The organism is Shinella sp. GW835-FHT14H05 (genome assembly GCF_058793575.1).
The window spans coordinates 81,378-100,176 of the sequence record NZ_JBXAFY010000009.1 but is presented as its reverse complement, the minus strand read 5'-3'; the positions used below and the strand labels follow the sequence as shown (position 1 = coordinate 100,176).

23 protein-coding genes, 1 tRNA gene and 1 riboswitch are annotated in these 18,799 nt (G+C 64.0%); of the genes, 13 read left to right on the top strand and 11 right to left on the bottom strand.

The window, feature by feature from the left end:
- The first annotated feature begins 16 nt into the window (after positions 1-16).
- The 4 genes from AC1Q6Z_RS23970 (at position 17) to AC1Q6Z_RS23955 (ending at position 1,502) form a co-directional block, all read left to right on the top strand.
- Complete coding sequence (locus AC1Q6Z_RS23970) at positions 17-511, top strand: peptide deformylase (RefSeq protein WP_492649544.1); 495 nt, start codon at positions 17-19, stop codon at positions 509-511.
- A gap of 172 nt (positions 512-683) precedes the next feature.
- Positions 684-1,061, top strand: a complete 378-nt coding sequence (locus AC1Q6Z_RS23965) for a hypothetical protein (RefSeq protein WP_492649543.1) — start codon at positions 684-686, stop codon at positions 1,059-1,061.
- Positions 1,062-1,063: 2 nt separating this feature from the next.
- Positions 1,064-1,234 (top strand): hypothetical protein, encoded by a 171-nt coding sequence (locus AC1Q6Z_RS23960; protein WP_435268397.1) that lies wholly within the window; start codon positions 1,064-1,066, stop codon positions 1,232-1,234.
- On the top strand, positions 1,215-1,502 hold the full coding sequence (locus tag AC1Q6Z_RS23955; RefSeq protein WP_256115795.1) for a hypothetical protein: 288 nt from the start codon (positions 1,215-1,217) through the stop codon (positions 1,500-1,502). The genes AC1Q6Z_RS23960 and AC1Q6Z_RS23955 overlap by 20 nt, the downstream gene beginning before the upstream one ends.
- A gap of 66 nt (positions 1,503-1,568) precedes the next feature.
- On the opposite strand, the gene AC1Q6Z_RS23950 is transcribed toward AC1Q6Z_RS23955, so the two are convergent.
- A tRNA-Leu gene (locus AC1Q6Z_RS23950) sits at positions 1,569-1,653 on the bottom strand.
- A gap of 195 nt (positions 1,654-1,848) precedes the next feature.
- Here AC1Q6Z_RS23950 and lipB point away from each other — a divergent pair.
- Complete coding sequence (gene lipB / locus AC1Q6Z_RS23945) at positions 1,849-2,595, top strand: lipoyl(octanoyl) transferase LipB (protein WP_492649542.1); 747 nt, start codon at positions 1,849-1,851, stop codon at positions 2,593-2,595.
- Here the strand turns inward: lipB and AC1Q6Z_RS23940 are convergent.
- The 3 genes from AC1Q6Z_RS23940 to AC1Q6Z_RS23930 all read right to left on the bottom strand — a co-directional run bounded on the left by AC1Q6Z_RS23940 (position 2,568) and on the right by AC1Q6Z_RS23930 (position 6,853).
- Positions 2,568-3,812, bottom strand: a complete 1,245-nt coding sequence (locus AC1Q6Z_RS23940; protein ID WP_492649541.1) for a zinc metalloprotease — start codon at positions 3,810-3,812, stop codon at positions 2,568-2,570. The two genes, lipB and AC1Q6Z_RS23940, sit on opposite strands and share 28 nt — an antisense overlap.
- A 75-nt stretch (positions 3,813-3,887) precedes the next feature.
- Complete coding sequence (locus tag AC1Q6Z_RS23935; protein WP_492649540.1) at positions 3,888-5,840, bottom strand: acetyl-CoA carboxylase biotin carboxylase subunit; 1,953 nt, start codon at positions 5,838-5,840, stop codon at positions 3,888-3,890.
- 62 nt (positions 5,841-5,902) lie between these two features.
- Complete coding sequence (locus AC1Q6Z_RS23930) at positions 5,903-6,853, bottom strand: DMT family transporter (protein ID WP_492649539.1); 951 nt, start codon at positions 6,851-6,853, stop codon at positions 5,903-5,905.
- A gap of 165 nt (positions 6,854-7,018) precedes the next feature.
- On the opposite strand from AC1Q6Z_RS23930, the gene AC1Q6Z_RS23925 reads away from it, so the two are divergent.
- The 6 genes from AC1Q6Z_RS23925 (at position 7,019) to AC1Q6Z_RS23900 (ending at position 11,204) form a co-directional block, all read left to right on the top strand.
- Positions 7,019-7,423, top strand: coding sequence for a helix-turn-helix domain-containing protein (locus tag AC1Q6Z_RS23925; protein ID WP_435268391.1), 405 nt, complete (start codon positions 7,019-7,021; stop codon positions 7,421-7,423).
- 84 nt (positions 7,424-7,507) lie between these two features.
- On the top strand, positions 7,508-8,635 hold the full coding sequence (locus AC1Q6Z_RS23920; protein WP_439616839.1) for an S-(hydroxymethyl)glutathione dehydrogenase/class III alcohol dehydrogenase: 1,128 nt from the start codon (positions 7,508-7,510) through the stop codon (positions 8,633-8,635).
- A gap of 109 nt (positions 8,636-8,744) precedes the next feature.
- A complete protein-coding gene (locus AC1Q6Z_RS23915; protein ID WP_492649538.1) occupies positions 8,745-9,224 on the top strand; it encodes a YaiI/YqxD family protein in 480 nt (159 codons plus the stop codon).
- Complete coding sequence (locus tag AC1Q6Z_RS23910; protein WP_492649537.1) at positions 9,221-9,877, top strand: DUF1345 domain-containing protein; 657 nt, start codon at positions 9,221-9,223, stop codon at positions 9,875-9,877. The genes AC1Q6Z_RS23915 and AC1Q6Z_RS23910 overlap by 4 nt, the downstream gene beginning before the upstream one ends.
- An 18-nt stretch (positions 9,878-9,895) precedes the next feature.
- On the top strand, positions 9,896-10,729 hold the full coding sequence (fghA, locus tag AC1Q6Z_RS23905; protein WP_492649536.1) for an S-formylglutathione hydrolase: 834 nt from the start codon (positions 9,896-9,898) through the stop codon (positions 10,727-10,729).
- Positions 10,730-10,889: 160 nt separating this feature from the next.
- Complete coding sequence (locus AC1Q6Z_RS23900; RefSeq protein WP_435265503.1) at positions 10,890-11,204, top strand: DMT family transporter; 315 nt, start codon at positions 10,890-10,892, stop codon at positions 11,202-11,204.
- On the opposite strand, the gene AC1Q6Z_RS23895 is transcribed toward AC1Q6Z_RS23900, so the two are convergent.
- The 7 genes from AC1Q6Z_RS23895 to AC1Q6Z_RS23865 all read right to left on the bottom strand — a co-directional run bounded on the left by AC1Q6Z_RS23895 (position 11,201) and on the right by AC1Q6Z_RS23865 (position 16,688).
- A complete protein-coding gene (locus AC1Q6Z_RS23895) occupies positions 11,201-11,584 on the bottom strand; it encodes a DoxX family protein (RefSeq protein WP_492649535.1) in 384 nt (127 codons plus the stop codon). The genes AC1Q6Z_RS23900 and AC1Q6Z_RS23895 overlap by 4 nt on opposite strands.
- A gap of 24 nt (positions 11,585-11,608) precedes the next feature.
- The gene (locus AC1Q6Z_RS23890) at positions 11,609-13,141 is read right to left on the bottom strand and encodes an acyl-CoA carboxylase subunit beta (protein ID WP_492649534.1); all 1,533 of its coding nucleotides are present in this window, start codon (positions 13,139-13,141) and stop codon (positions 11,609-11,611) included.
- An 89-nt stretch (positions 13,142-13,230) separates the two neighbouring features.
- Positions 13,231-13,887 (bottom strand): hypothetical protein, encoded by a 657-nt coding sequence (locus AC1Q6Z_RS23885; protein WP_492649533.1) that lies wholly within the window; start codon positions 13,885-13,887, stop codon positions 13,231-13,233.
- 71 nt (positions 13,888-13,958) lie between these two features.
- The gene (locus AC1Q6Z_RS23880; RefSeq protein ID WP_492649532.1) at positions 13,959-14,744 is read right to left on the bottom strand and encodes an ATP12 family chaperone protein; all 786 of its coding nucleotides are present in this window, start codon (positions 14,742-14,744) and stop codon (positions 13,959-13,961) included.
- The gene (locus tag AC1Q6Z_RS23875; RefSeq protein ID WP_492649531.1) at positions 14,737-15,402 is read right to left on the bottom strand and encodes an HAD-IA family hydrolase; all 666 of its coding nucleotides are present in this window, start codon (positions 15,400-15,402) and stop codon (positions 14,737-14,739) included. Before AC1Q6Z_RS23875 ends, AC1Q6Z_RS23880 begins: the two co-directional genes overlap by 8 nt.
- Positions 15,402-16,394 (bottom strand): RluA family pseudouridine synthase, encoded by a 993-nt coding sequence (locus AC1Q6Z_RS23870; protein ID WP_492649530.1) that lies wholly within the window; start codon positions 16,392-16,394, stop codon positions 15,402-15,404. Before AC1Q6Z_RS23870 ends, AC1Q6Z_RS23875 begins: the two co-directional genes overlap by 1 nt.
- Positions 16,395-16,451: 57 nt before the next feature.
- The gene (locus tag AC1Q6Z_RS23865) at positions 16,452-16,688 is read right to left on the bottom strand and encodes an Lrp/AsnC ligand binding domain-containing protein (RefSeq protein ID WP_256115778.1); all 237 of its coding nucleotides are present in this window, start codon (positions 16,686-16,688) and stop codon (positions 16,452-16,454) included.
- 267 nt (positions 16,689-16,955) lie between these two features.
- On the opposite strand from AC1Q6Z_RS23865, the gene AC1Q6Z_RS23860 reads away from it, so the two are divergent.
- Together AC1Q6Z_RS23860 and gcvT are read left to right on the top strand one after the other, a co-directional pair.
- Positions 16,956-17,243 carry a hypothetical protein gene (locus tag AC1Q6Z_RS23860; protein WP_439616847.1) on the top strand — a complete coding sequence of 96 codons (288 nt, stop codon included), beginning with the start codon at positions 16,956-16,958 and terminating at the stop codon, positions 17,241-17,243.
- Positions 17,244-17,393: 150 nt separating this feature from the next.
- A riboswitch (glycine riboswitch) is annotated at positions 17,394-17,495 on the top strand.
- 127 nt (positions 17,496-17,622) lie between these two features.
- Positions 17,623-18,792, top strand: coding sequence for a glycine cleavage system aminomethyltransferase GcvT (gene gcvT, locus AC1Q6Z_RS23855; protein WP_492649529.1), 1,170 nt, complete (start codon positions 17,623-17,625; stop codon positions 18,790-18,792).
- Positions 18,793-18,799 lie beyond the last annotated feature (7 nt).

Sequence of the window (18,799 nt, the reverse complement as noted above, 5' to 3'; positions counted from 1 at the left end):
GACAGCCGGAGAAACCATGGCGATCCTTCCCATCCTGCGCTACCCCGATCCGCGCCTGCGTTCGCCCTGCCGCAAGGTGGAGCTGTTCGATGCACGGCTGGAGACGCTCGCCGACGATCTCGCCGCCACGATGCGTGCCGCCCCCGGCATCGGCATCACCGCCGCCCATGCCGGCGTGCTTGAACGGCTGACGGTGATCGAGCTTGAAGGGCCGGGCTCGCTCCGCGTCTATGTGAACCCGGAAATCGACTGGTTTTCGCCGGAGCTGCAACGCCACACCGAGGGCAGCGTCTCCATGCCCGGCATGACGGACGAGGTGGAGCGCCCTTCCCGCATCCGCCTCACCTACCAGGACCTTTCGGGCGGCACGCACAGCGAGGAAGCCGACGGCCTTCTCTCCGTCTGCCTGCAGCACGAGATCGACCAGCTCGACGGCATTTTCTGGATCGACCGCCTCTCCCGCCTGAAACGCGACCGCCTCGTCAAGAAATACAACAAAAACAAGGGCTGACGCGGACACGGGAAACCGGCGCCAACGGAGTTCGGGCGGGCCTTGAAACGGCCCCAATTGATTCCTTGTCAATGCACGACAACAAGCCCAGTGTGGTGGCTCCAGCAGCCATTGCCACGGGCGCTGTTGTTTGAGGGTTGGTTACCCTGGCCCCAAAAGGAAGGAGGACGTCATGTCTTCCGATGCCAAACTTGCCGCTATTTCCGAAACAGACATGCAGACGATCCAGTCGGTCCTCTTCCGCGCCGGTTACGACCTCGGCTCCGGAATCGGTGACGACTACAAATTTAGCGCGGCCGCACTTCTCTTGATGCAGAAGGTTCGCACCGAAGAGACATCGGCGGTGGCGCTCGAAGCCTATCTCGACGACCGGTTCGGCCGCTCCACCAAATACAAGGTGCTCTTTGCGCCGCTCCTCCCGCGCTACGCGATCCAGGGCTTGCCAGCGGTCGCCAAGGCGCTGATGCGTCCGATCGAAAAGCGCCGCCGCACCAATCTCAAGGAGCTGAAAAGCTGGGAGAACGAGGGCGGGTCGACCAGCGGAGCATAGACATGTCTTCCCGTTTGACGATGTCGATCCTGCTCGTCGTGTTCTCGATCGGCCTCATCTGGTCCTATCGCCCGGACCAAAGCAGATATGAACGACTGAACCCCGCGGCGCTTCGCCAGCCGATTTCCGCGCAACAGGAAAGCGATGACGGAAATGACGGAACGAACGACTGAAACCGAAATCACCTTCGCCCACGCCTTCTCGCTGGATTCCCTCGTGGAGGCGTTGCAGGCGGGAACCTATCGCCTCGTCGTCGACGAAGAACTGATCGAAGGCCTCAGCTTCCCGGCCTACAGGCGGGTCGCCACGCATCTGGAAATTCCCGCGATCGCCATCGCCACGGGAAAGCGCCAGTTCCTGCAAGTCACGTCGAAGGAGATCGACGAGGCGCTCGCCGCGGACGCGGGACGACCGCCGGATGGGCCGCGCTTCGTTCCCTGATGGGAAGCGTCAATCAGCAGCAAAGGCCCGAAACAAAAAAGACCCGCCGAAGCGGGTCTCTTTTTTTGGTGCGGTCGAGAAGACTCGAACTTCCACGGGTTGCCCCACAGCGACCTCAACGCTGCGCGTCTACCAATTCCGCCACGACCGCATCGTGGTAGGCGTCGTCTTGCGGCGACGGAGGTGCATGTAGCAAAAGCATTTGGGGTGCACAAGGCTGTGTGACAAGAAAAATGGCGGAAAGCGAAACAATTTCAACAGGTCCTGTGCAAAGCCCCGGAAACCTCTGAAATCCTTGCATGATCGCCCCTATATCTGGCAGAACGGAACGAAAAGGACGGGCCTCATGCAGCGGCAGGACATCTCCATTTCCCTTCTCGCGGTTTCCGGCTCGCCGCCGGTGCGCTGGCGCATCGCGCCGGACCTCGTTCCCTACGATGTCGCCGTCGAAACCATGGAAAAAGAGGCTGCTGCGATCGCCAATGGCGAGGCCGACGAACTCGTCTGGCTGGTCGAACACCCGCCCCTCTATACCGCCGGTACGAGCGCGAATGCCGCCGACCTCATGGCGCCGGATCGGTTCCCGGTGTTTTCCACAGGCCGCGGCGGCGAATACACCTATCACGGCCCCGGCCAGCGGGTCGTCTATGTCATGCTGGATCTGAAACGCCGCCGCCAGGACGTGCGCGCTTTCGTGGCGGCGCTGGAGGCGGTGGTGATCGATGCGCTCGATTCGATGAACGTGCGCGGCGAGCGGCGCGAGGATCGCGTCGGGGTCTGGGTGCGCCGGCCGGAGCGCCCGGCCTTGGCCGACGGTTCACCCGCAGAGGACAAGATCGCGGCGATCGGCATCCGGCTGCGCCGCTGGGTGAGCTTTCACGGCTTTTCGCTCAACGTCGATCCGGAGCTCGAACATTTCTCCGGCATCGTGCCCTGCGGCATCCGCGGCTATGGCGTGACGAGCCTCGTCGATCTCGGCCTGCCGGTCATGATGAGCGACGTCGACATGCGCATCCGCGATTCGTTCGAGCGGGTGTTCGGAGACACCGTTTCGGAAGCGGACTGTCAGCCGAGCAGCCTCTCGCAGGCATAAATGATCGCATAGCCGTGCAGCACGATGGCCGCGTAGAGCCCGAAGCCGGCCAGCAGGCGCTGCGGCGCCGTCATCGGATCGAGCGCCCGGCGCGGTTTGACGCCGCCGGCGCCGATTAGGCTCAGCGCAGTGAAGACGGCGAGGCCGGCGATCAGGAGCTGGAGCGGCAAGCCGATCCTCCATCCGACCCACAGGATGGCAAGCGTCACGACGAAGCTTGCTGCCAGAAGGCTTAGACGAGCGCCAAAGATCTGCCGCAATACTTGTCCGCCATCGAACCGATGCATGGGCAAGAGATTCAACAGGTTGAATGACCCGAGAATCAGCAGGAAGATCAGCAGCAGACCACCAATGCCGCGTCCTGAGGCGTCAAGCAACGCAATGAGCGGCGGCACCAGAAAGGCCGACATACCGGCGCCCATCAGGGCGCAGACCGCCACCTCGAAAGTCGAATTATAAGGTCTCCCGCCAACGGCGATGCCGCCGAGTAGCGGCACGAAGATCATGCGCACCCGTTGGTGCCCGAAGGCCCGATAGGCCGCCATGTGGCCGAGTTCGTGCAGCACGATAACCAACGTGAGCATAGTGGAAAGCACCAATCCACGCGGGCCAAGCCCGAAGAATGGCCAGAGCAGCAGCGTCGAAAGCACGGCAAGGCCCACCTGCGTCAGCGGGTGTTCGAGAATGCCATGCACCTCGCCCTTGCCCGTCGCCAGCCACCGGTCGAGCGCCTTCATTTCCCGGCGCAGCTGGATGTAGCGGAACAGCAGGAAGGCAATGCCGCGATAGCGGTCGGTCTGCTCGACGGTGAGGGCCGTGCCGCCCGGAACCGCGCGCAGAAAACGCCGCTCCACATAATTCCGCCAGAAGGAGGCATCGAGCGCGCTGTCCTCGACCACCCGCGTCTCGCAGGCAATGCCATAGGCATCCGTCGCTTCGCTGACCGAGAGCGTGCGCGTGATCGGATCGCCGCGGCGGTCGGGATAGGAAAAGGTCTGCTTGACGCGGTCACCGGCCAGCCGCTCGCTGGACACGACCGAGGGATGCCAGTCCGCTTCAGCCCCAAGCGGGCTGACGAGGGCGGCGATGCGGCCCGGCGGTGCGTGGAAGACGCGGGTGAGTTGAAGGGTCCGCCTGCCGACCGGTGCGGCGATCAACAGCCAGATCAGCCCCAGATTGATCGTCAGAAGCAGGATCACCGAAAACGATGTCGACATGCCGTCCTCCCCGACCGTCATGGCAGGCAGAAACGACGCTAACGGCAAAGTCCTAACAAATGTTAAGAATCGGTCTCACGCAAAATCCATGATGACCGCGTCGACTGCGAGGCTCTCGCCCGGCTTGGCATGGATCGACCCGACCGTCAGGTCGCGCTCGGCCCGCAGCACGTTTTCCATCTTCATCGCCTCGACGACGGCCAGCGTCTCACCCGCCTTCACCTCCTGCCCCTCGCTGACGGCGATCGATACGACGAGACCCGGCATCGGGCAGAGCAGCATCTTCGACGTATCCGGCGGCAGTTTTTTTGGCATCAGCGCATCGAGTTCGGCAAGGCGCGGCGTGAAGACGCGGGTGCGCACGGAAAGCCCCTGCCAGTCGATGCGCAGGCCGTTCGCGAAAGGCCGGAGCTGCGCCGTCACGCGACGTCCGTCGATCGTGCCGCGCCAGACCGACGCGCCGGGACGCCAGTCGGTGGCCACGGCATCGTCGGCGGTGAGCGCATGATAGGCGTCGCCGATCTTCACCACCCAGTCCCTGCGCGCCGGCATGGTCGGGCGCAGCCGGTCGAGATGGTTTGCGCGGCGCTCGGCGTCGACGAGATGGGCGGACAGCGCGACGTGGGCGAGGATGGCGGCTTCCTCCGCGTCCGGCGCCATGGGCGCAAAACCGTCCGGATATTCCTCGGCGATGAAGCCTGTGGAAAGCCGGCCTTCCCGCCAGCGCGGATGGCGCATCAGGGCGGCGAGGAAGGGCACGTTGTGCTCGATGCCGTCGACCGTGAAACCATCCAGCGCGTCGCTCATCGCGTCGATCGCCTGGAGCCGCGTCGGCGCCCAGGTGCAGAGCTTGGCGACCATCGGGTCGTAATACATCGAAATCTCGGCGCCTTCGTAGACGCCCGTGTCGTTGCGCGCGATCGCCTCGCCGCTCTTGCCTTCAACGGGCGGGCGGTAGCGGGTGAGCCGGCCGATCGAGGGCAGGAAGTTGCGATAGGGGTCCTCGGCGTAGAGCCGGCTTTCCACCGCCCAGCCGTTCAGCTTGATGTCGGCCTGCGCCAGCGCCAGCTTTTCACCGGCGGCGATGCGGATCATCTGTTCGACGAGATCGATGCCGGTGACGAGTTCGGTCACCGGATGCTCGACCTGCAGGCGCGTGTTCATTTCGAGGAAGTAGAAATTGCGCTCGCGATCGACGATGAACTCCACCGTGCCGGCGCTCTGGTAGTCCACGGCCCTGGCGAGCGCCACCGACTGCTCGCCCATCGCGCGCCGCGTCGCCGCGTCGAGGAAGGGCGACGGCGCCTCTTCCACGACCTTCTGGTTTCGCCGCTGGATGGAGCATTCGCGCTCACCGAGATAGAGCGTCGTCCCATGGGCATCGGCCAGAACCTGGATTTCGATATGGCGCGGATCGACGATGTATTTTTCGATGAAGACCCGGTCGTCGCCGAAGGAATTTTTCGCCTCGGAGCGCGCCCGCTCGAAGCCGTCGCGCACCTCCGTCTCATCCCAGGCGATGCGCATGCCCTTGCCGCCGCCGCCGGCGGACGCCTTGATCATCACCGGATAGCCGATCTCGCCGGCGATACGCTCGGCATGTGCGCCATCCTCGATGACGCCGAGGAAGCCCGGCACGGTCGAGACCTTTGCCGCATTGGCGAATTTCTTCGATTCGATCTTGTCGCCCATGGCGCGGATCGCCTTCGGCTTGGGGCCGATGAAGATGATGTCCTCTGCCTCCAGCGCCTCGCAGAAGCTTGAACGCTCGGAGAGGAAGCCGTAGCCGGGATGCACGGCCTGCGCACCCGTCTCCTTGCAGGCGGCGATGATCTTTTCCGCGACGAGATAGCTTTCCGCGGCCGGCGCCGGGCCGATATGCACGGCCTCGTCCGCCATCTCGACATGCAGCGCGTCGCGGTCGGCATCGGAATAGACCGCGACGGTGGCGATGCCCATCCTGCGTGCCGTCTTGATCACGCGGCAGGCGATCTCGCCGCGATTGGCAATCAGGATTTTCTTGAACATGCTTTCCTCCGGCAGTCTCTAAAGCGAGTCTTAGCCACTCAACAGGAAGCGCTCAAGGCACCTCAGTCGAAGGCGATGTCCGCGGTGACCTTGCGGGTCCGGTGCTCGCGCCAGATGATGAAGAGGCCGGAAGCGACGATGACCGCGATGCCGAGCCATTTCGACGGCGTCGGGAAATCGCCGAAGATCGCATAGCCGAGCACGGTCGCGGAGATGATCTCGAAATACTGGAAGGGTGCGAGCAGCGAGAGCGGCGCCATGCGGAAGGCGCGCACGACCAGCATATGTGCATAACCCGACAGCGCGCCGAGGATGACGAGCAGCACCAGCGCGAAGGCGGATGCCGGCAGCGACGGCGCGAAATCGGCGATACCGGCCGAGTGACCGGCGAACAGCGCCACGCCCATGAAGATCGTGCCGCCGAAGCCCGCGATCGTCTGCATGGTCAGCGGTGAATCGGCGTCGCCGATGGCGCGGTTCATAAAGAGGTAGATCGAGTAGAGGAAGGCGCAGGCGACCGGCAGCAGCGCGGTCCAGCCGAAGAGCACGAAACTCGGCTGGATGACGATGAGCGCGCCGCCGAAGCCGACGACGATGGCCAGCCAGCGCCGCCAGCCGACCTTGTCGCCCAGGAAGGCCGCGGACATGGCGGTGAGGATGAAGGGCTCGACGAAATAGATCGCGAATACATCGGCAAGCGGCATGTATTTGACCGCCGCGAAGAACAGCAGGCTCGCAGCGCCATGGATAGCGCCGCGCAGCAGGTTCATCCACGGGCGTTTCGGACGAAGCGTGGCGCTGCCGGCGGCCGTGAAGATCAAAGGGATCGTGCAGACAACCTGGAAGAAGAAGCGATAGAAGGTCACCTGCCCCGGCGACATGTCGGCGAAGGTCGCCATGTATTTGGCGATCGCATCCATGCAGGGAAGCAGCAGCATGGCGACCGCCATGAGCATCACGCCCTGCATGGTGCCTGCGCCCGCCTGCTGGTTGGTGCCGGTTGCAGCGTTCATGATGCGACTCCCTCGTTCTCCCCTGCATAGCTCTTTTCCACCGGCAGGCAATGCCGGAAATCCTGCCCGGGATGCCGACGTGCGGGCGGCGCGAAGCGGCGCATTTGAGGTAGAATGCAATCCCGCATTGCCTGTAAACTCGCCTGATAAGAAATGGAGGCCGTGATGACCTTTCCCGGCGAAAACAACACCATCCCCTTCCCCTCGGGCCGCGCCGACGGCGATACGCTCGGCGGGCGGATCTGGCGCGCGCGCGATGCGCTGGCTCTGTCGCTCGAAGGCCTCGCCTCCCGCCTCGGCCTGCCGGAAGACACGGTCAGCGGCTGGGAACGCGACCATGCCGAGCCCGACACCAAGGCGATGTTCATGCTGGCCGGCGTGCTGTCCGTCTCGCCGTCCTGGCTGATCGCGGGCATCGGCGAGGCGCCGGCGGACCCGTCCGGCGACGAGCACCTGCATCCGCTGTTGCGCCAGCTCAACGAGGTCCACCGGCTTCACGACCAGACCGGCAAAGCCATCGCCGCGCTGGAGGCCGAGATCGCCAATTTGATCAAAAAAGATCAGGGCTGACTTTTTTCCATTTGCCGCACTTGAGGCCTCGGGCCGGCTCTGCAATGGTCCGCCCGAAAAGAATCCGCATGAGGAGAGACGAAGATGGACGTACGCGCCGCCGTTGCCGTTCAGGCCGGAAAACCGCTGGAAGTCATGACCGTGCAGCTCGACGGCCCGAAGGCCGGCGAAGTGCTGGTCGAGGTGAAGGCCACCGGCATCTGCCACACGGACGAATTCACCCTGTCGGGCGCCGACCCGGAAGGCCTCTTTCCGGCGATCCTCGGCCATGAGGGTGCCGGCATCGTCGTCGATGTCGGCCCGGGCGTCACCTCGCTCAAGAAGGGCGACCACGTCATTCCGCTCTACACGCCGGAATGCCGCGAATGTTATTCCTGCCTGTCGCGCAAGACCAATCTCTGCACCTCGATCCGCGCCACCCAGGGCCAGGGCCTGATGCCCGACGGCACCTCGCGCTTCTCGATCGGCAAGGACAAGATTTTTCACTACATGGGCTGCTCGACCTTCGCGAACTATACGGTGCTGCCGGAGATCGCGCTCGCCAAGGTCAATCCGGACGCGCCCTTCGACAAGATCTGCTATATCGGCTGCGGCGTGACGACCGGCATCGGCGCGGTCATCAACACGGCGAAGGTTGAGGTCGGATCGACGGCCATCGTCTTCGGCCTCGGCGGCATCGGCCTCAACGTGCTGCAGGGCCTGCGCCTTGCCGGTGCGGACATGATCATCGGCGTCGACATCAACAACGACCGCAAGGCCTGGGGCGAGAAGTTCGGCATGACGCATTTCGTCAATCCGAAAGAGGTCGGCGACGACATCGTGCCCTATCTCGTCAACCTGACCAAGCGCAACGGCGATACGATCGGCGGCGCGGACTACACGTTCGACTGCACGGGCAACACCAAGGTGATGCGCCAGGCGCTGGAATCCTCGCATCGCGGCTGGGGCAAGTCGGTCATCATCGGCGTTGCCGGTGCCGGCCAGGAGATCTCCACCCGTCCGTTCCAGCTCGTCACCGGCCGCAACTGGATGGGCACCGCCTTCGGCGGCGCGCGCGGCCGCACCGACGTGCCGAAGATCGTCGAGTGGTACATGGAGGGCAAGATCCAGATCGACCCGATGATCACCCACACCATGCCGCTCGAAGACATCAACAAGGGTTTTGATCTGATGCATGAGGGCAAGTCGATCCGCAGCGTTGTCGTTTACTGACAAGAGCGCCGCTTTTGCTGTTCTTGCCTGCCGGGAGTTGCTAGACTTCCGGCAGCATCGTTTCAGGAAGCCACCATGTCGCAGGGCATTGCCGTATCGCTGACCTTTGATGACTGACACCATGCCCACCATCTATGTCGACGCCGATGCGTGCCCGGTAAAGCCGGAAATCCTGAAGGTTGCCGAGCGCCATGGCATGCCGGTGACCTTCGTCGCCAATTCCGGCCTGCGGCCCTCCCGTGACCCGATGGTGAGGAACGTCATTGTCTCCGGTGCCTTCGATGCCGCGGACAACTGGATCGCCGATAATGTCGGCGCGGACGACATCGTGGTGACGGCCGATGTGCCGCTGGCGGTGCGTTGCGTCGAGAAGGGCGCGCATGTGACCGGGCCGACCGGCCGGCTCTTCGACAAGGCGAATATCGGCATGGCGAGCGCGATGCGCGATCTTGGCGCGCACCTGCGCGAGACCGGCGAAAGCAAGGGTTACAATGCCGCTTTTTCGCCGCGCGACCGCTCCGCCTTCCTCGAAACGCTCGACCGTCTCTGCCGCCGGGCGAAAAATGCCAAGGCGGGGCCTGCGGCATGAAGGAAGGGCCTGGACCCAGGATCTACGGACGCCATGTGCCCTTCTATGTCGGCATCGGCGCCGCCGCCTTCAGCCTTGTCGCGGCACTCTGGCTGAAGCCGGATTTCGCCATCGATATCGGGGCCGTCGCCTTCTTCCTCTGCTACCTTCTGCTGACGGGCTGGCGCGTGCCGCGCCTGACGGCCGCCCATCTCGAACATTACGCGACGGACAGCGACGAGCCGGTGGCGATCATCTTCGCCGTAACCTTCGCGGCCGTTGCCGTCTCGATGGGCTCGCTCTTTGTCGTGCTGAACCGGCCGGCTGCTTCGGGAGCCGAATTCGTCCTTGCCTTCGCCTCGGTGGCGCTCGGCTGGCTCACCATCCACACGATGGCGGCCATGCACTATGCCCATCTCTACTGGCGGCCGGGCAGCACGGAAACCAGCCCCGATGTCGGGAAAAGCCTGGATTTCCCGGGCGATGCCGCGCCCGGCGCCTATGACTTCCTCTATTTCGCCTTCGTGATCGGCATGACGGCGCAGACCTCGGACGTCGCGATCACCTCCACGCCGATGCGCAAGGTCAACCTGCTGCACGCAATCGTCTCCTTCTTCTTCAACACCGTGCTGGTCGCCGCCGCCGTCAACGCGGCCGTGGCGCTCGCCTCCTGATACAACCGGAGTTTCTTGATGAAAGTGCTTTCCCAGAACACCGCCTTCGGCGGCATGCAGGGCGTGTTCGCCCATGATTCCGAAGCCTGCAATTGCGAGATGACCTTCGCGGTCTTCGTGCCGCCGCAGGCGATCCGCGAGCCGCGCCCGGTGCTCTGGTATCTCTCCGGCCTGACTTGCAGCCATGCCAATGTGATGGAAAAGGGCGAATACCGCCGCATGGCCGCCGAACTCGGCCTCATCATCGTCTGCCCGGATACCAGCCCGCGCGGCAACGACGTGCCCGACGAGATGACCAACTGGCAGATGGGCAAGGGGGCCGGCTTCTACCTCGACGCCACGGAAGCGCCGTGGGCAGAACACTACCAGATGTACAGCTACATCACGGAGGAACTGCCGAACTTCGCAAGCCAGCACTTCCGCATGGACATGTCGCGCCAGGGCATCTTCGGCCATTCCATGGGCGGCCATGGCGCCATGACGATCGCGCTCCGCAACCCGGAGCGCTTCAAGAGCTGCTCGGCCTTCGCGCCAATCGTCGGACCGTCGACCGCCGACTGGTCGGCCCCCGCCTTCGAAAAATACCTCGGCGCCGACAAGGCCACCTGGCGCCAGTACGATGCCTGCGCACTCGTCGAGGACGGCGCCCGTTTCCCGGAATTCCTGATCGACCAGGGCAAGGCGGACGGTTTCCTGGAAAACGGCCTGCGCCCCTGGCTGTTCGAAGAGGCGATCAAGGGCACCAACATTGGCCTGACGCTGCGTTTGCAGGAGCGTTACGAACACTCCTACTACTTCATCTCGACCTTCATGGACGATCACCTGAAGTGGCATGCCGAACGCCTCGGCTAAAAGGCTTGGTATGGCGGGGGTGCATGGCTGACATGCCACCCCTGCCCTTGTCCTTGCCGCGCGGATCGGCAATATTCCGCCCGGTAGACGGCTACCGCCGGATGTTTCGTCCGGTCACGATCGCGGGGACGGCCTCGCTCCTTTGAAACGGAGTGGCACCATGCCCTGGATTCTTCTGACACTTGCCGGCCTTTTTGAAATCGGCTGGGCGATCGGCCTCAAATATACCGACGGCTTCACCAAACCCCTGCCCACGGCGCTCACCGCCGGCTCGATGGTCATTTCCATCGTGCTGCTCGGCCTTGCCGTGAAGACGCTGCCGATCGGCACGGCCTATGCCATCTGGACCGGCATCGGCACGGTCGGCACGGTGATGCTCGGCATCTTCCTCTTTGCCGAACCGGTGACGGCGATCCGCATGGGCTGCATCGCGCTCATCGTCACCGGCATTCTCGGGCTTAAGTTTGCCGCCTAACGCCGGTTGTCGAGGGCGAAAGCCCCCGGGCCTGCGGTCGTCAAATAAAGGAAGACGAAGCAGAACAGCACCGCGGCGTCACCGCGGTTGTTGATCGGGAAGAAGCTCTGCGGCGCATGCGCCATGAAATAGGCGACAGCCATGAAGCCGCAGAGCACGAAGGCCACCGGCCGCGTGAAGAGCCCGACGAGGATCAGCAGACCGCCGACGAACTCCAACAGACCCGCAGCGCCGATGAGATTCATCAGGTCGCCGAAAGGCTGCTCCGCGGGCGGAAAATTGAAGAATTTTTGCGTGCCATGCTCGATGAAAAGCAATGCTGCCATGATCCTGAGTGCTGCAAGCGCCTGCGGCTGGTAAGCGGAGAACCGATCGAACATGCGTGGACGTCCCTTCCGTTTTAGTCAGAGCGGAATGTTATCGTGTTTCTTCCAGGGATTTTCCAGATCCTTATTGCGCAGCAAACGGAGCGCGCGCGCGATGCGCTTGCGCGTCGAATGCGGCATGATCACCTCGTCGATGTAACCGCGCTCGGCCGCCACGAAGGGTGACAGGAACCGGTCCTCATACATCTTGGTGTGCGCCGCGATCTTTTCCGGATCGGCGATATCCTTGCGGAAGATGATCTCGACCGCGCCCTTGGCGCCCATCACCGCGATCTGCGCCGTCGGCCAAGCATAGTTGAAGTCGCCGCGCAGGTGTTTTGAGGACATGACGTCGTAAGCGCCGCCATAGGCTTTTCGCGTGATAAGCGTCACCTTCGGCACGGTCGCCTCGGCGAATGCGAACAACAACTTCGCGCCGTGCTTGATGAGCCCGCCATATTCCTGCGCCGTGCCCGGCAGGAAGCCCGGCACATCGACGAAGGTGACGACCGGGATACCGAAGCAGTCGCAGAAGCGTACGAAGCGCGCTGCCTTGCGGCTGGCGTCCGAATCGAGCACGCCGGCCAGCACCATCGGCTGGTTGGCGACGAACCCGACCGTCGAGCCTTCGATGCGGCCGAAACCGCAGACGATGTTCTTGGCAAAGCTCTCCTGGATCTCGAAAAAATCGCCCTCGTCGATGGTCTTGAGGATCAGCTCCTTGATGTCATAGGGCTTGTTGGCATTGGCCGGGATGAGCGTGTCGAGCGATTCGTCGATCTCCTCGACCGACTGGAAACACTCGATCGCCGGCACGGGCGACGTGTTGGACTGCGGCAGGAAATCGATGAGGCGGCGGACCTGCAACAGCGTATCGACGTCGTTGTCATAGGCGCCGTCGGCGATCGAGGATTTCGTCGTGTGCACCGACGCGCCGCCGAGCTGTTCGGACGTCACCGTCTCGTTCGTCACGGTCTTAACGACGTCCGGGCCGGTCACGAACATGTAGGACGTGTCGCGCACCATGAAGATGAAGTCGGTCATGGCCGGCGAATAGACGTCGCCGCCCGCACATGGCCCCATGATCACGGAAATCTGCGGGATGACGCCGGAGGCGAGCACGTTGCGCTGGAACACCTCCGCATAACCGCCGAGTGCGGCCACGCCCTCCTGGATGCGCGCGCCACCCGCATCGTAGAGGCCGATGATCGGCGCGCGGTTCTTCAGCGCCATATCCTGGACCTTCATGATCTTCTGGGCATGGGTTTCGGAGAGCGAACCGCCGAAGACCGTGAAATCCTTGGCGAAGACGAAGACGGTGCGGCCGTTGACCGTGCCCCAGCCGGTGACGACGCCGTCGCCGGCGATCTTCGTCTTCTCCATGCCGAAATCGGTCGAGCGGTGCTCGACGAACATGTCGAACTCCTCGAACGAGCCCTCATCGAGAAACACTTCGATGCGCTCGCGCGCCGTCAGCTTGCCGCGCTTGTGCTGCGCATCGATGCGCGCCGCACCGCCGCCCATGCGGGCGCGCTCGCGCCGGACTTCGAGCTCGTGGAGAATTTCCTTCATGATGCCTCGGTTCCTCCCGTGTCACCAAGGACTTAGCACGCGGAACCGGGGGCTTTGAAGAGGCGTTCGCCAGATCGATGACTAGACGGTCAATCGCAGCTGATCGACTGCGTCACCACGCAGGGCGCGACCTTCTTCGTCGAGCCTTCGGCCAGCGCGCGCGACCGCACCGTCAGCGCCGCCTCGGACGGAATGACGAGCGCGCGCTTCGGCGCGCCGGAATAGGCCTGGACGGAGCGCACCGTCGCCGTGCGACGCTTGCCGCCGGCATATTTGCGGCCCTTGCCGGGCCGCTTGCCATAGGAGGCCTTGCCTGCGGCGACCGGTGCCAGATGGTAGGCGAGCGCCACGCGCTTGGCGATCGCGTCGCCAAGTGCCGCCTCGCGGCCCCGGCGGGCTGGCATGAAGCTGTTGACCGTCAGCGTCTTGCGCGACGAGGCGCCGCCGCCGAGATCGGCGAGCGTCACCGTGACCTTTGCGGAACTGTGCCCATCGCCCGCCTGCTTCACGCCCGAAACGCGGATATCCATGGCGGCGCGGTCGATCTGCACCGGGCGGCGGGTCGCCTTTGCCGCGCGCTTCAGGTGTTCGCCGGTGCGCTTCAGCACCGTGTTGGGCACGCTGTCGTCACCGCTGACGACGACCTTGCGGATATCGCGGACCGGATAGCCGCTATCGGCATTTGCGGCAGCGGCGGTGGAAACGAAGAGGCAGGCGGAGAGGAGAGCGCGGACAAGGAACTGCATGAAACTACCGGTATGCGATGTCGGATTTCGGCGGCGTGCCAAAATGGTGCGGAAGTCTTAACAAAGTCTTTTCAGCGCGGGATTTCCACAAGCACGGACGCCGCCACGTCCATCTCCTCGCGGCGCAGTTCGCGACGGCGGAAGGCTTCGTCGTCCATGCCCCAATGTTCGATCTGCCAGTCCTCGTCGACATGGGCGAGCGACCAGGCCTTGTCGACATCGATCACGCCTTCGGCCAGCGCCAACGCCAGCAGCGCCGAGCCGGTGAGCGTGGTGACCGTGTGCAGGCAGGCCAGCGCCAGCGGATGGCGCCAGGCGGAAAGCGCCGCAGAAAAAGCCGCGATCGCCGGCGCCGGCTGTTCCTGGTGGATGACGCCCTCGACGAGGATGAAGCGTGCGCCCTTGGCATCGGCCGCCCAACGGATGACCGGATCCCAGCCGTCGCGCTGACGCTCGACGAGGCCTTCGGGCGAATCGGCGCGATAGCAGAGAAGGTCCGTGCCGGCGAAGCGCACGATCTCCTCGAAGACGGCGTCGAAATTGTCGGCAACGCCATCGACGGCGGTGTTGACGAGGCGGGTCACCGGCATCTTCGCCGGATCGATTTCCTCGCCCTGCCCGTCCCACTCCGCCTTCAGGCGATCGGCGATCGGCTGCGCCGGCACCGCGAGCAGTTTCTTGGTCGGCGTGCGAACGGGGCGGCCGTCGAGCAGGATGCGGAAGCCTTCTTCCGCCAAATCGGTGGAAACGTCCTTGTAGAAACGCTTCGGCAGCGGGCGCTTCATCTGGATCTGCGCGCGGCGCACCGGATCGGGGTCGCTCATCGCGTCGGAAAGGTCGCTCAGGATGTCACGCATCGGAAATCTCCAACCAGTCGAGGAGGTCGGCGGGCGTGCGCAGGATGTGGTCCGCCCCCGCCTCCACCAGTTCGGGCACGCTGGCATAACCCCAGGCGACGCCCACGGCCTTGGCGCCCGCCGCCTTGGCCATCTGCATATCGTAGATCGCATCGCCGACCACAATGGTCTGGGCCGCATCGATGCCCGCTTCGCTGCAGCATTCCGTCACCATGCCCGGATGCGGCTTGGAGGGGCAATCATCCGCCGTGCGCGAGACGAAGAAGGTCTTTTCGAAGCCATGCGAGGCGCGGATGAGATCGAGGCCGCGGCGCGACTTGCCGGTTACGGCGCCGAGGATCAGGTCGTCCTGCCGCTCCAGCCGCGCCATCAGGTCGGCGATGCCGGGGAAAAGCGGCTCCTGGAAGCCGGCCTCATTGCGCACGCCGCCATAGATAGCCTTGTAATGCGCGGTCATCGCCAGCGCCTCGTCGTCGACATGCGGCTTGCCCTGCATGCGGGCGATCGCGATGTCGAGCGTCAGCCCGATGATCGCCTTGGTCTCGGCAACATCCGGCCGCGCATAACCGAAATCGGCGAAGGTGCGCGCCATGACCTCATGGATCAGCCCGACGCTGTCGACCAGCGTGCCGTCGCAATCGAAAAGTACGAGGCGCATCAGTCGTCGTCCCCTTCCGCAGCACTCAGGTCGAAGCCGAAGAGGTTCCAGGTCTGCACCATGTGCGGCGGCAGCGGCGCGGTGATCTTGAGGCGCCCGCCGGAGGGATGCGGGATGTCGATCTGGCGGGCGTGCAGGTGCAGCTTGTTCTGCACGCCGCCCGGGAAGTTCCAATTGACGTCCGCATCGAAATATTTCGGGTCACCCAGGATCGGATGGCCGATATGGGCGGCGTGCACGCGCAGCTGGTGCGTGCGGCCGGTATAGGGCTCCATCTCCAGCCAGGCGAAGTTCTGCGCGGCCTGCTCGATGATGCGGTAGAAGGACACCGCGTGGTCGGCACCATCCTCACCGTGCTTGGCGATGCGCATGCGGTCGCCGTCGGGCGTCTGCTCCTTGACGAGCCAGGTGGAAATCTTGTCCTCGCGCTTCTTCGGCACACCCATCACCAGCGACCAGTAGGTCTTCTTGGTGTCGCGCTCGCGGAAGGCGGCGGTGAGTTTTTGCGCGGCGCCGCGCGTGCGGGCGACGACGAGCACGCCGGAGGTGTCGCGGTCGAGGCGGTGCACGAGGCGCGGCTTCTCGCCCTTCTGGCTCGTCCAGGCTTCCAGCATCTGGTCGATATGCCGGTTGACGCCGGAACCGCCCTGCACGGCAATGCCGGCCGGCTTGTTCAGCACGATGACCTTGTCGTCCTCATGCAGCAGCATGCGCGACAGGAGCTCGCCATCCGGCGAATGCCTGAGGTCGCGACCGGCGATCGGCCCGGACTTCATCTTGGCATCGACTTCCATCGGGGGCACGCGGACCACCTGCCCCGGCTGAATGCGGGTGTCGCTCTTCACGCGCCCGCCATCGACGCGCACCTGGCCGGAGCGCAGCAATTTCTGGAGCTGGCCGAAGCCGAGGCCCGGATAGTGGACCTTGAACCACCGGTCGAGGCGCATGCCCGCCTCGTCGTTGTCCACCTGCCTGTGTTCGATGCCTGCCATCTTCGCCTTCTTTCGTTGCGCCGTGCTTTAGCGCAAGAACGGGCGCAGGGGAACAGCTTAGAAAGCGCGGAAAGTCAGCGTGGTCAGCGAGCGCACGATGCCGGGAATGGAGGCGACGTGGTCGTTGATGAACTTGCCGATCTCTTCCTCGCTGTCGACATAGATCTTCAGGAGCAGATCGTACTCGCCGCTGGTGGAATAAAGCTCCGAGATAAGTTCCGTAGCGTAAAGCGCATCCGCGACCTCGTAGGTCTTGCCCGGAGCGCATTGCAATTGCACGAAAATCGGCTTCATCGGTCCTCCCGCGCCATTGGCGGCATGATTTTGTCTTGACGCAGTTCGGGACGCAAAACCGCTTCACACTTTTGCTGAAACCGCTTTGTCCGCCCGATTCCGGCGGCATTCTGCGCCTGTTATGGCGGAATTGCCCCGCCGATGGCAAGGCCGACCGAAAGTCGCACAGACTGTTAAAATTCGATGAAAATACAACCATGAAGTTTTACATGCAGGAAAGGCGCAACTGATAAATTGCACCAACTCAAACCAACCCCGTTGAACGCCATGACTCAGATCGTGACAGTCTCGCCCGCCACCGCCGCCTATGCCTCGCAGGGAATGCGACCGCAGGTGCGTGCGAACACGCTGTTCGAGGAGCGCATCCACCATTGGAGCGAAGACGCCAAGATCCGCGGCGATGCCCGTGTGCTCGCCGTGCTCAACGTCATTCATCCGCCGGCGCTCGCGCTGGCGCTCATCACTGCGCCCGGCAGCACGCCGCAGGTGACCGTCGCCGAGGCGCAGCGCCTCTATGGCGAAAACGGATCGCCCCCGCTGCCGGAAACCGTCTGATCCTCCCTAAGAAAAATCAGCCGTCCTCCAATCGTCTTGAAGGCCCCCGCCCCGGGGGCCTTTTCTTTGCTCCTTTCCCCCTACGACAAAAAATTGCTCGGCAGCGACGCAGCGCTCTTGCCAAAGCGCAGGCAAGGTCGTTATCTGGGGCCGACCTCGCTGGGAGAAACCGGTCGCCTTTTACTAGGTAAGACCGGTGCCGAAGGAGCAACCGCCCCGGAAACTCTCAGGCAAAAGGACCAGCAAGGTGCCGTCGGAACTCTGGAGAGAAGCGTGAAAACGCTCGCCGAAGGGATAACAATCTCAGGCGAAGGGACAGAGGGGGCTCAGGAGAACGGCGCAGGTGCGCCTGGATTGTGAGCCGGCGCCCGGAAGAATCATGGGCGCCCAAAGACTGGGAGGGCGCCTTTTGGACGTATCGTCAGACCTCAAGAAAACCCCGCTTCATGCGCTGAACCTGTCGCTCGGCGCCCGCATGGTGCCGTTCGCCGGCTATGAAATGCCGGTGCAATATGCGGCGGGCGTGATGAAGGAACATCTCCACACCCGCGCGGCGGCCGGCCTTTTCGACGTTTCCCATATGGGTCAGGTCACGGTGCGCGCCCGCTCGGGCGACAATGCGGATGCCGCGCGCGCGCTCGAAACGCTGGTGCCGGTCGATGTGCTCGGCCTCGGCGAAGGCCGCCAGCGCTATGCGCTTTTCACCAATGACGATGGCGGCATTCTCGATGACCTGATGATCGCCAACCGCGGCGACCATTTCTACGTCGTCGTCAACGCGGCCTGCAAGGAGGCGGATTTCGCCCATATGCAGGCGAAGATCGGCGATACCTGCGAGCTGACGCTGCATGACGACCGCGCGCTGGTGGCGCTCCAAGGGCCGCATGCCGAGTCCGTGCTCGCCGAGCTCTGGGCCGATATCTCCTCGATGCGCTTCATGGACGTGCGCGCCTGCGACCTGCACGACGCCGACTGCATCGTCTCGCGCTCCGGCTATACCGGCGAGGACGGGTTCGAAATCTCCATTCCGGCAAACCTCGCCGAAGCCGTCTGTCGCCGCCTGCTCGACCATCCGGACGTGCTGCCGATCGGCCTTGGAGCGCGCGATTCTCTTCGCCTCGAAGCCGGGCTCTGCCTCTACGGCAACGATATCGACACCGGGACGACGCCGGTGGAAGCGGCACTCGAATGGGCCATGCAGAAGGTCCGCCGCAAGGGCGGCGAGCGTGCCGGCGGTTTCCCGGGTGCCGATGTCATCCTCGACCAGCTCGAAAACGGCACGGACCGCCGTCGCGTCGGCCTCAAGCCGGAAGGTCGTGCGCCCGTGCGCGGCGGCGCCGTGCTTGCCACCGATGCCGAGGGCGAAGACGTCGTGGGCACCGTCACCTCCGGCGGCTTCGGCCCGAACGCCGATGGCCCCGTTGCCATGGGCTACGTCACCAAGGCCGCGTCCGCCCCCGGCACCCAGCTTTATGCCGGTGTGCGCGGAAAATTTCTGCCGATCACCGTATCGGCCCTGCCCTTCGTCAAGAACACCTTCAAACGCTGACCAGAAA

Excerpts from the sequence above, each read along its gene's own strand:
- AC1Q6Z_RS23970 (WP_492649544.1), top strand. The coding sequence starts at position 17 with ATGGCGATCCTTCCCATCCTGCGCTACCCCGATCCGCGCCTGCGTTCG.
- AC1Q6Z_RS23965 (WP_492649543.1), top strand. The coding sequence starts at position 684 with ATGTCTTCCGATGCCAAACTTGCCGCTATTTCCGAAACAGACATGCAG.
- AC1Q6Z_RS23960 (WP_435268397.1), top strand. The coding sequence starts at position 1,064 with ATGTCTTCCCGTTTGACGATGTCGATCCTGCTCGTCGTGTTCTCGATC.
- AC1Q6Z_RS23955 (WP_256115795.1), top strand. The coding sequence starts at position 1,215 with ATGACGGAACGAACGACTGAAACCGAAATCACCTTCGCCCACGCCTTC.
- lipB (WP_492649542.1), top strand. The coding sequence starts at position 1,849 with ATGCAGCGGCAGGACATCTCCATTTCCCTTCTCGCGGTTTCCGGCTCG.
- AC1Q6Z_RS23940 (WP_492649541.1), bottom strand. The coding sequence starts at position 3,812 with ATGTCGACATCGTTTTCGGTGATCCTGCTTCTGACGATCAATCTGGGG.
- AC1Q6Z_RS23935 (WP_492649540.1), bottom strand. The coding sequence starts at position 5,840 with ATGTTCAAGAAAATCCTGATTGCCAATCGCGGCGAGATCGCCTGCCGC.
- AC1Q6Z_RS23930 (WP_492649539.1), bottom strand. The coding sequence starts at position 6,853 with ATGAACGCTGCAACCGGCACCAACCAGCAGGCGGGCGCAGGCACCATG.
- AC1Q6Z_RS23925 (WP_435268391.1), top strand. The coding sequence starts at position 7,019 with ATGACCTTTCCCGGCGAAAACAACACCATCCCCTTCCCCTCGGGCCGC.
- AC1Q6Z_RS23920 (WP_439616839.1), top strand. The coding sequence starts at position 7,508 with ATGGACGTACGCGCCGCCGTTGCCGTTCAGGCCGGAAAACCGCTGGAA.
- AC1Q6Z_RS23915 (WP_492649538.1), top strand. The coding sequence starts at position 8,745 with ATGACTGACACCATGCCCACCATCTATGTCGACGCCGATGCGTGCCCG.
- AC1Q6Z_RS23910 (WP_492649537.1), top strand. The coding sequence starts at position 9,221 with ATGAAGGAAGGGCCTGGACCCAGGATCTACGGACGCCATGTGCCCTTC.
- fghA (WP_492649536.1), top strand. The coding sequence starts at position 9,896 with ATGAAAGTGCTTTCCCAGAACACCGCCTTCGGCGGCATGCAGGGCGTG.
- AC1Q6Z_RS23900 (WP_435265503.1), top strand. The coding sequence starts at position 10,890 with ATGCCCTGGATTCTTCTGACACTTGCCGGCCTTTTTGAAATCGGCTGG.
- AC1Q6Z_RS23895 (WP_492649535.1), bottom strand. The coding sequence starts at position 11,584 with ATGTTCGATCGGTTCTCCGCTTACCAGCCGCAGGCGCTTGCAGCACTC.
- AC1Q6Z_RS23890 (WP_492649534.1), bottom strand. The coding sequence starts at position 13,141 with ATGAAGGAAATTCTCCACGAGCTCGAAGTCCGGCGCGAGCGCGCCCGC.
- AC1Q6Z_RS23885 (WP_492649533.1), bottom strand. The coding sequence starts at position 13,887 with ATGCAGTTCCTTGTCCGCGCTCTCCTCTCCGCCTGCCTCTTCGTTTCC.
- AC1Q6Z_RS23880 (WP_492649532.1), bottom strand. The coding sequence starts at position 14,744 with ATGCGTGACATCCTGAGCGACCTTTCCGACGCGATGAGCGACCCCGAT.
- AC1Q6Z_RS23875 (WP_492649531.1), bottom strand. The coding sequence starts at position 15,402 with ATGCGCCTCGTACTTTTCGATTGCGACGGCACGCTGGTCGACAGCGTC.
- AC1Q6Z_RS23870 (WP_492649530.1), bottom strand. The coding sequence starts at position 16,394 with ATGGCAGGCATCGAACACAGGCAGGTGGACAACGACGAGGCGGGCATG.
- AC1Q6Z_RS23865 (WP_256115778.1), bottom strand. The coding sequence starts at position 16,688 with ATGAAGCCGATTTTCGTGCAATTGCAATGCGCTCCGGGCAAGACCTAC.
- AC1Q6Z_RS23860 (WP_439616847.1), top strand. The coding sequence starts at position 16,956 with ATGACTCAGATCGTGACAGTCTCGCCCGCCACCGCCGCCTATGCCTCG.
- gcvT (WP_492649529.1), top strand. The coding sequence starts at position 17,623 with ATGGGCGCCCAAAGACTGGGAGGGCGCCTTTTGGACGTATCGTCAGAC.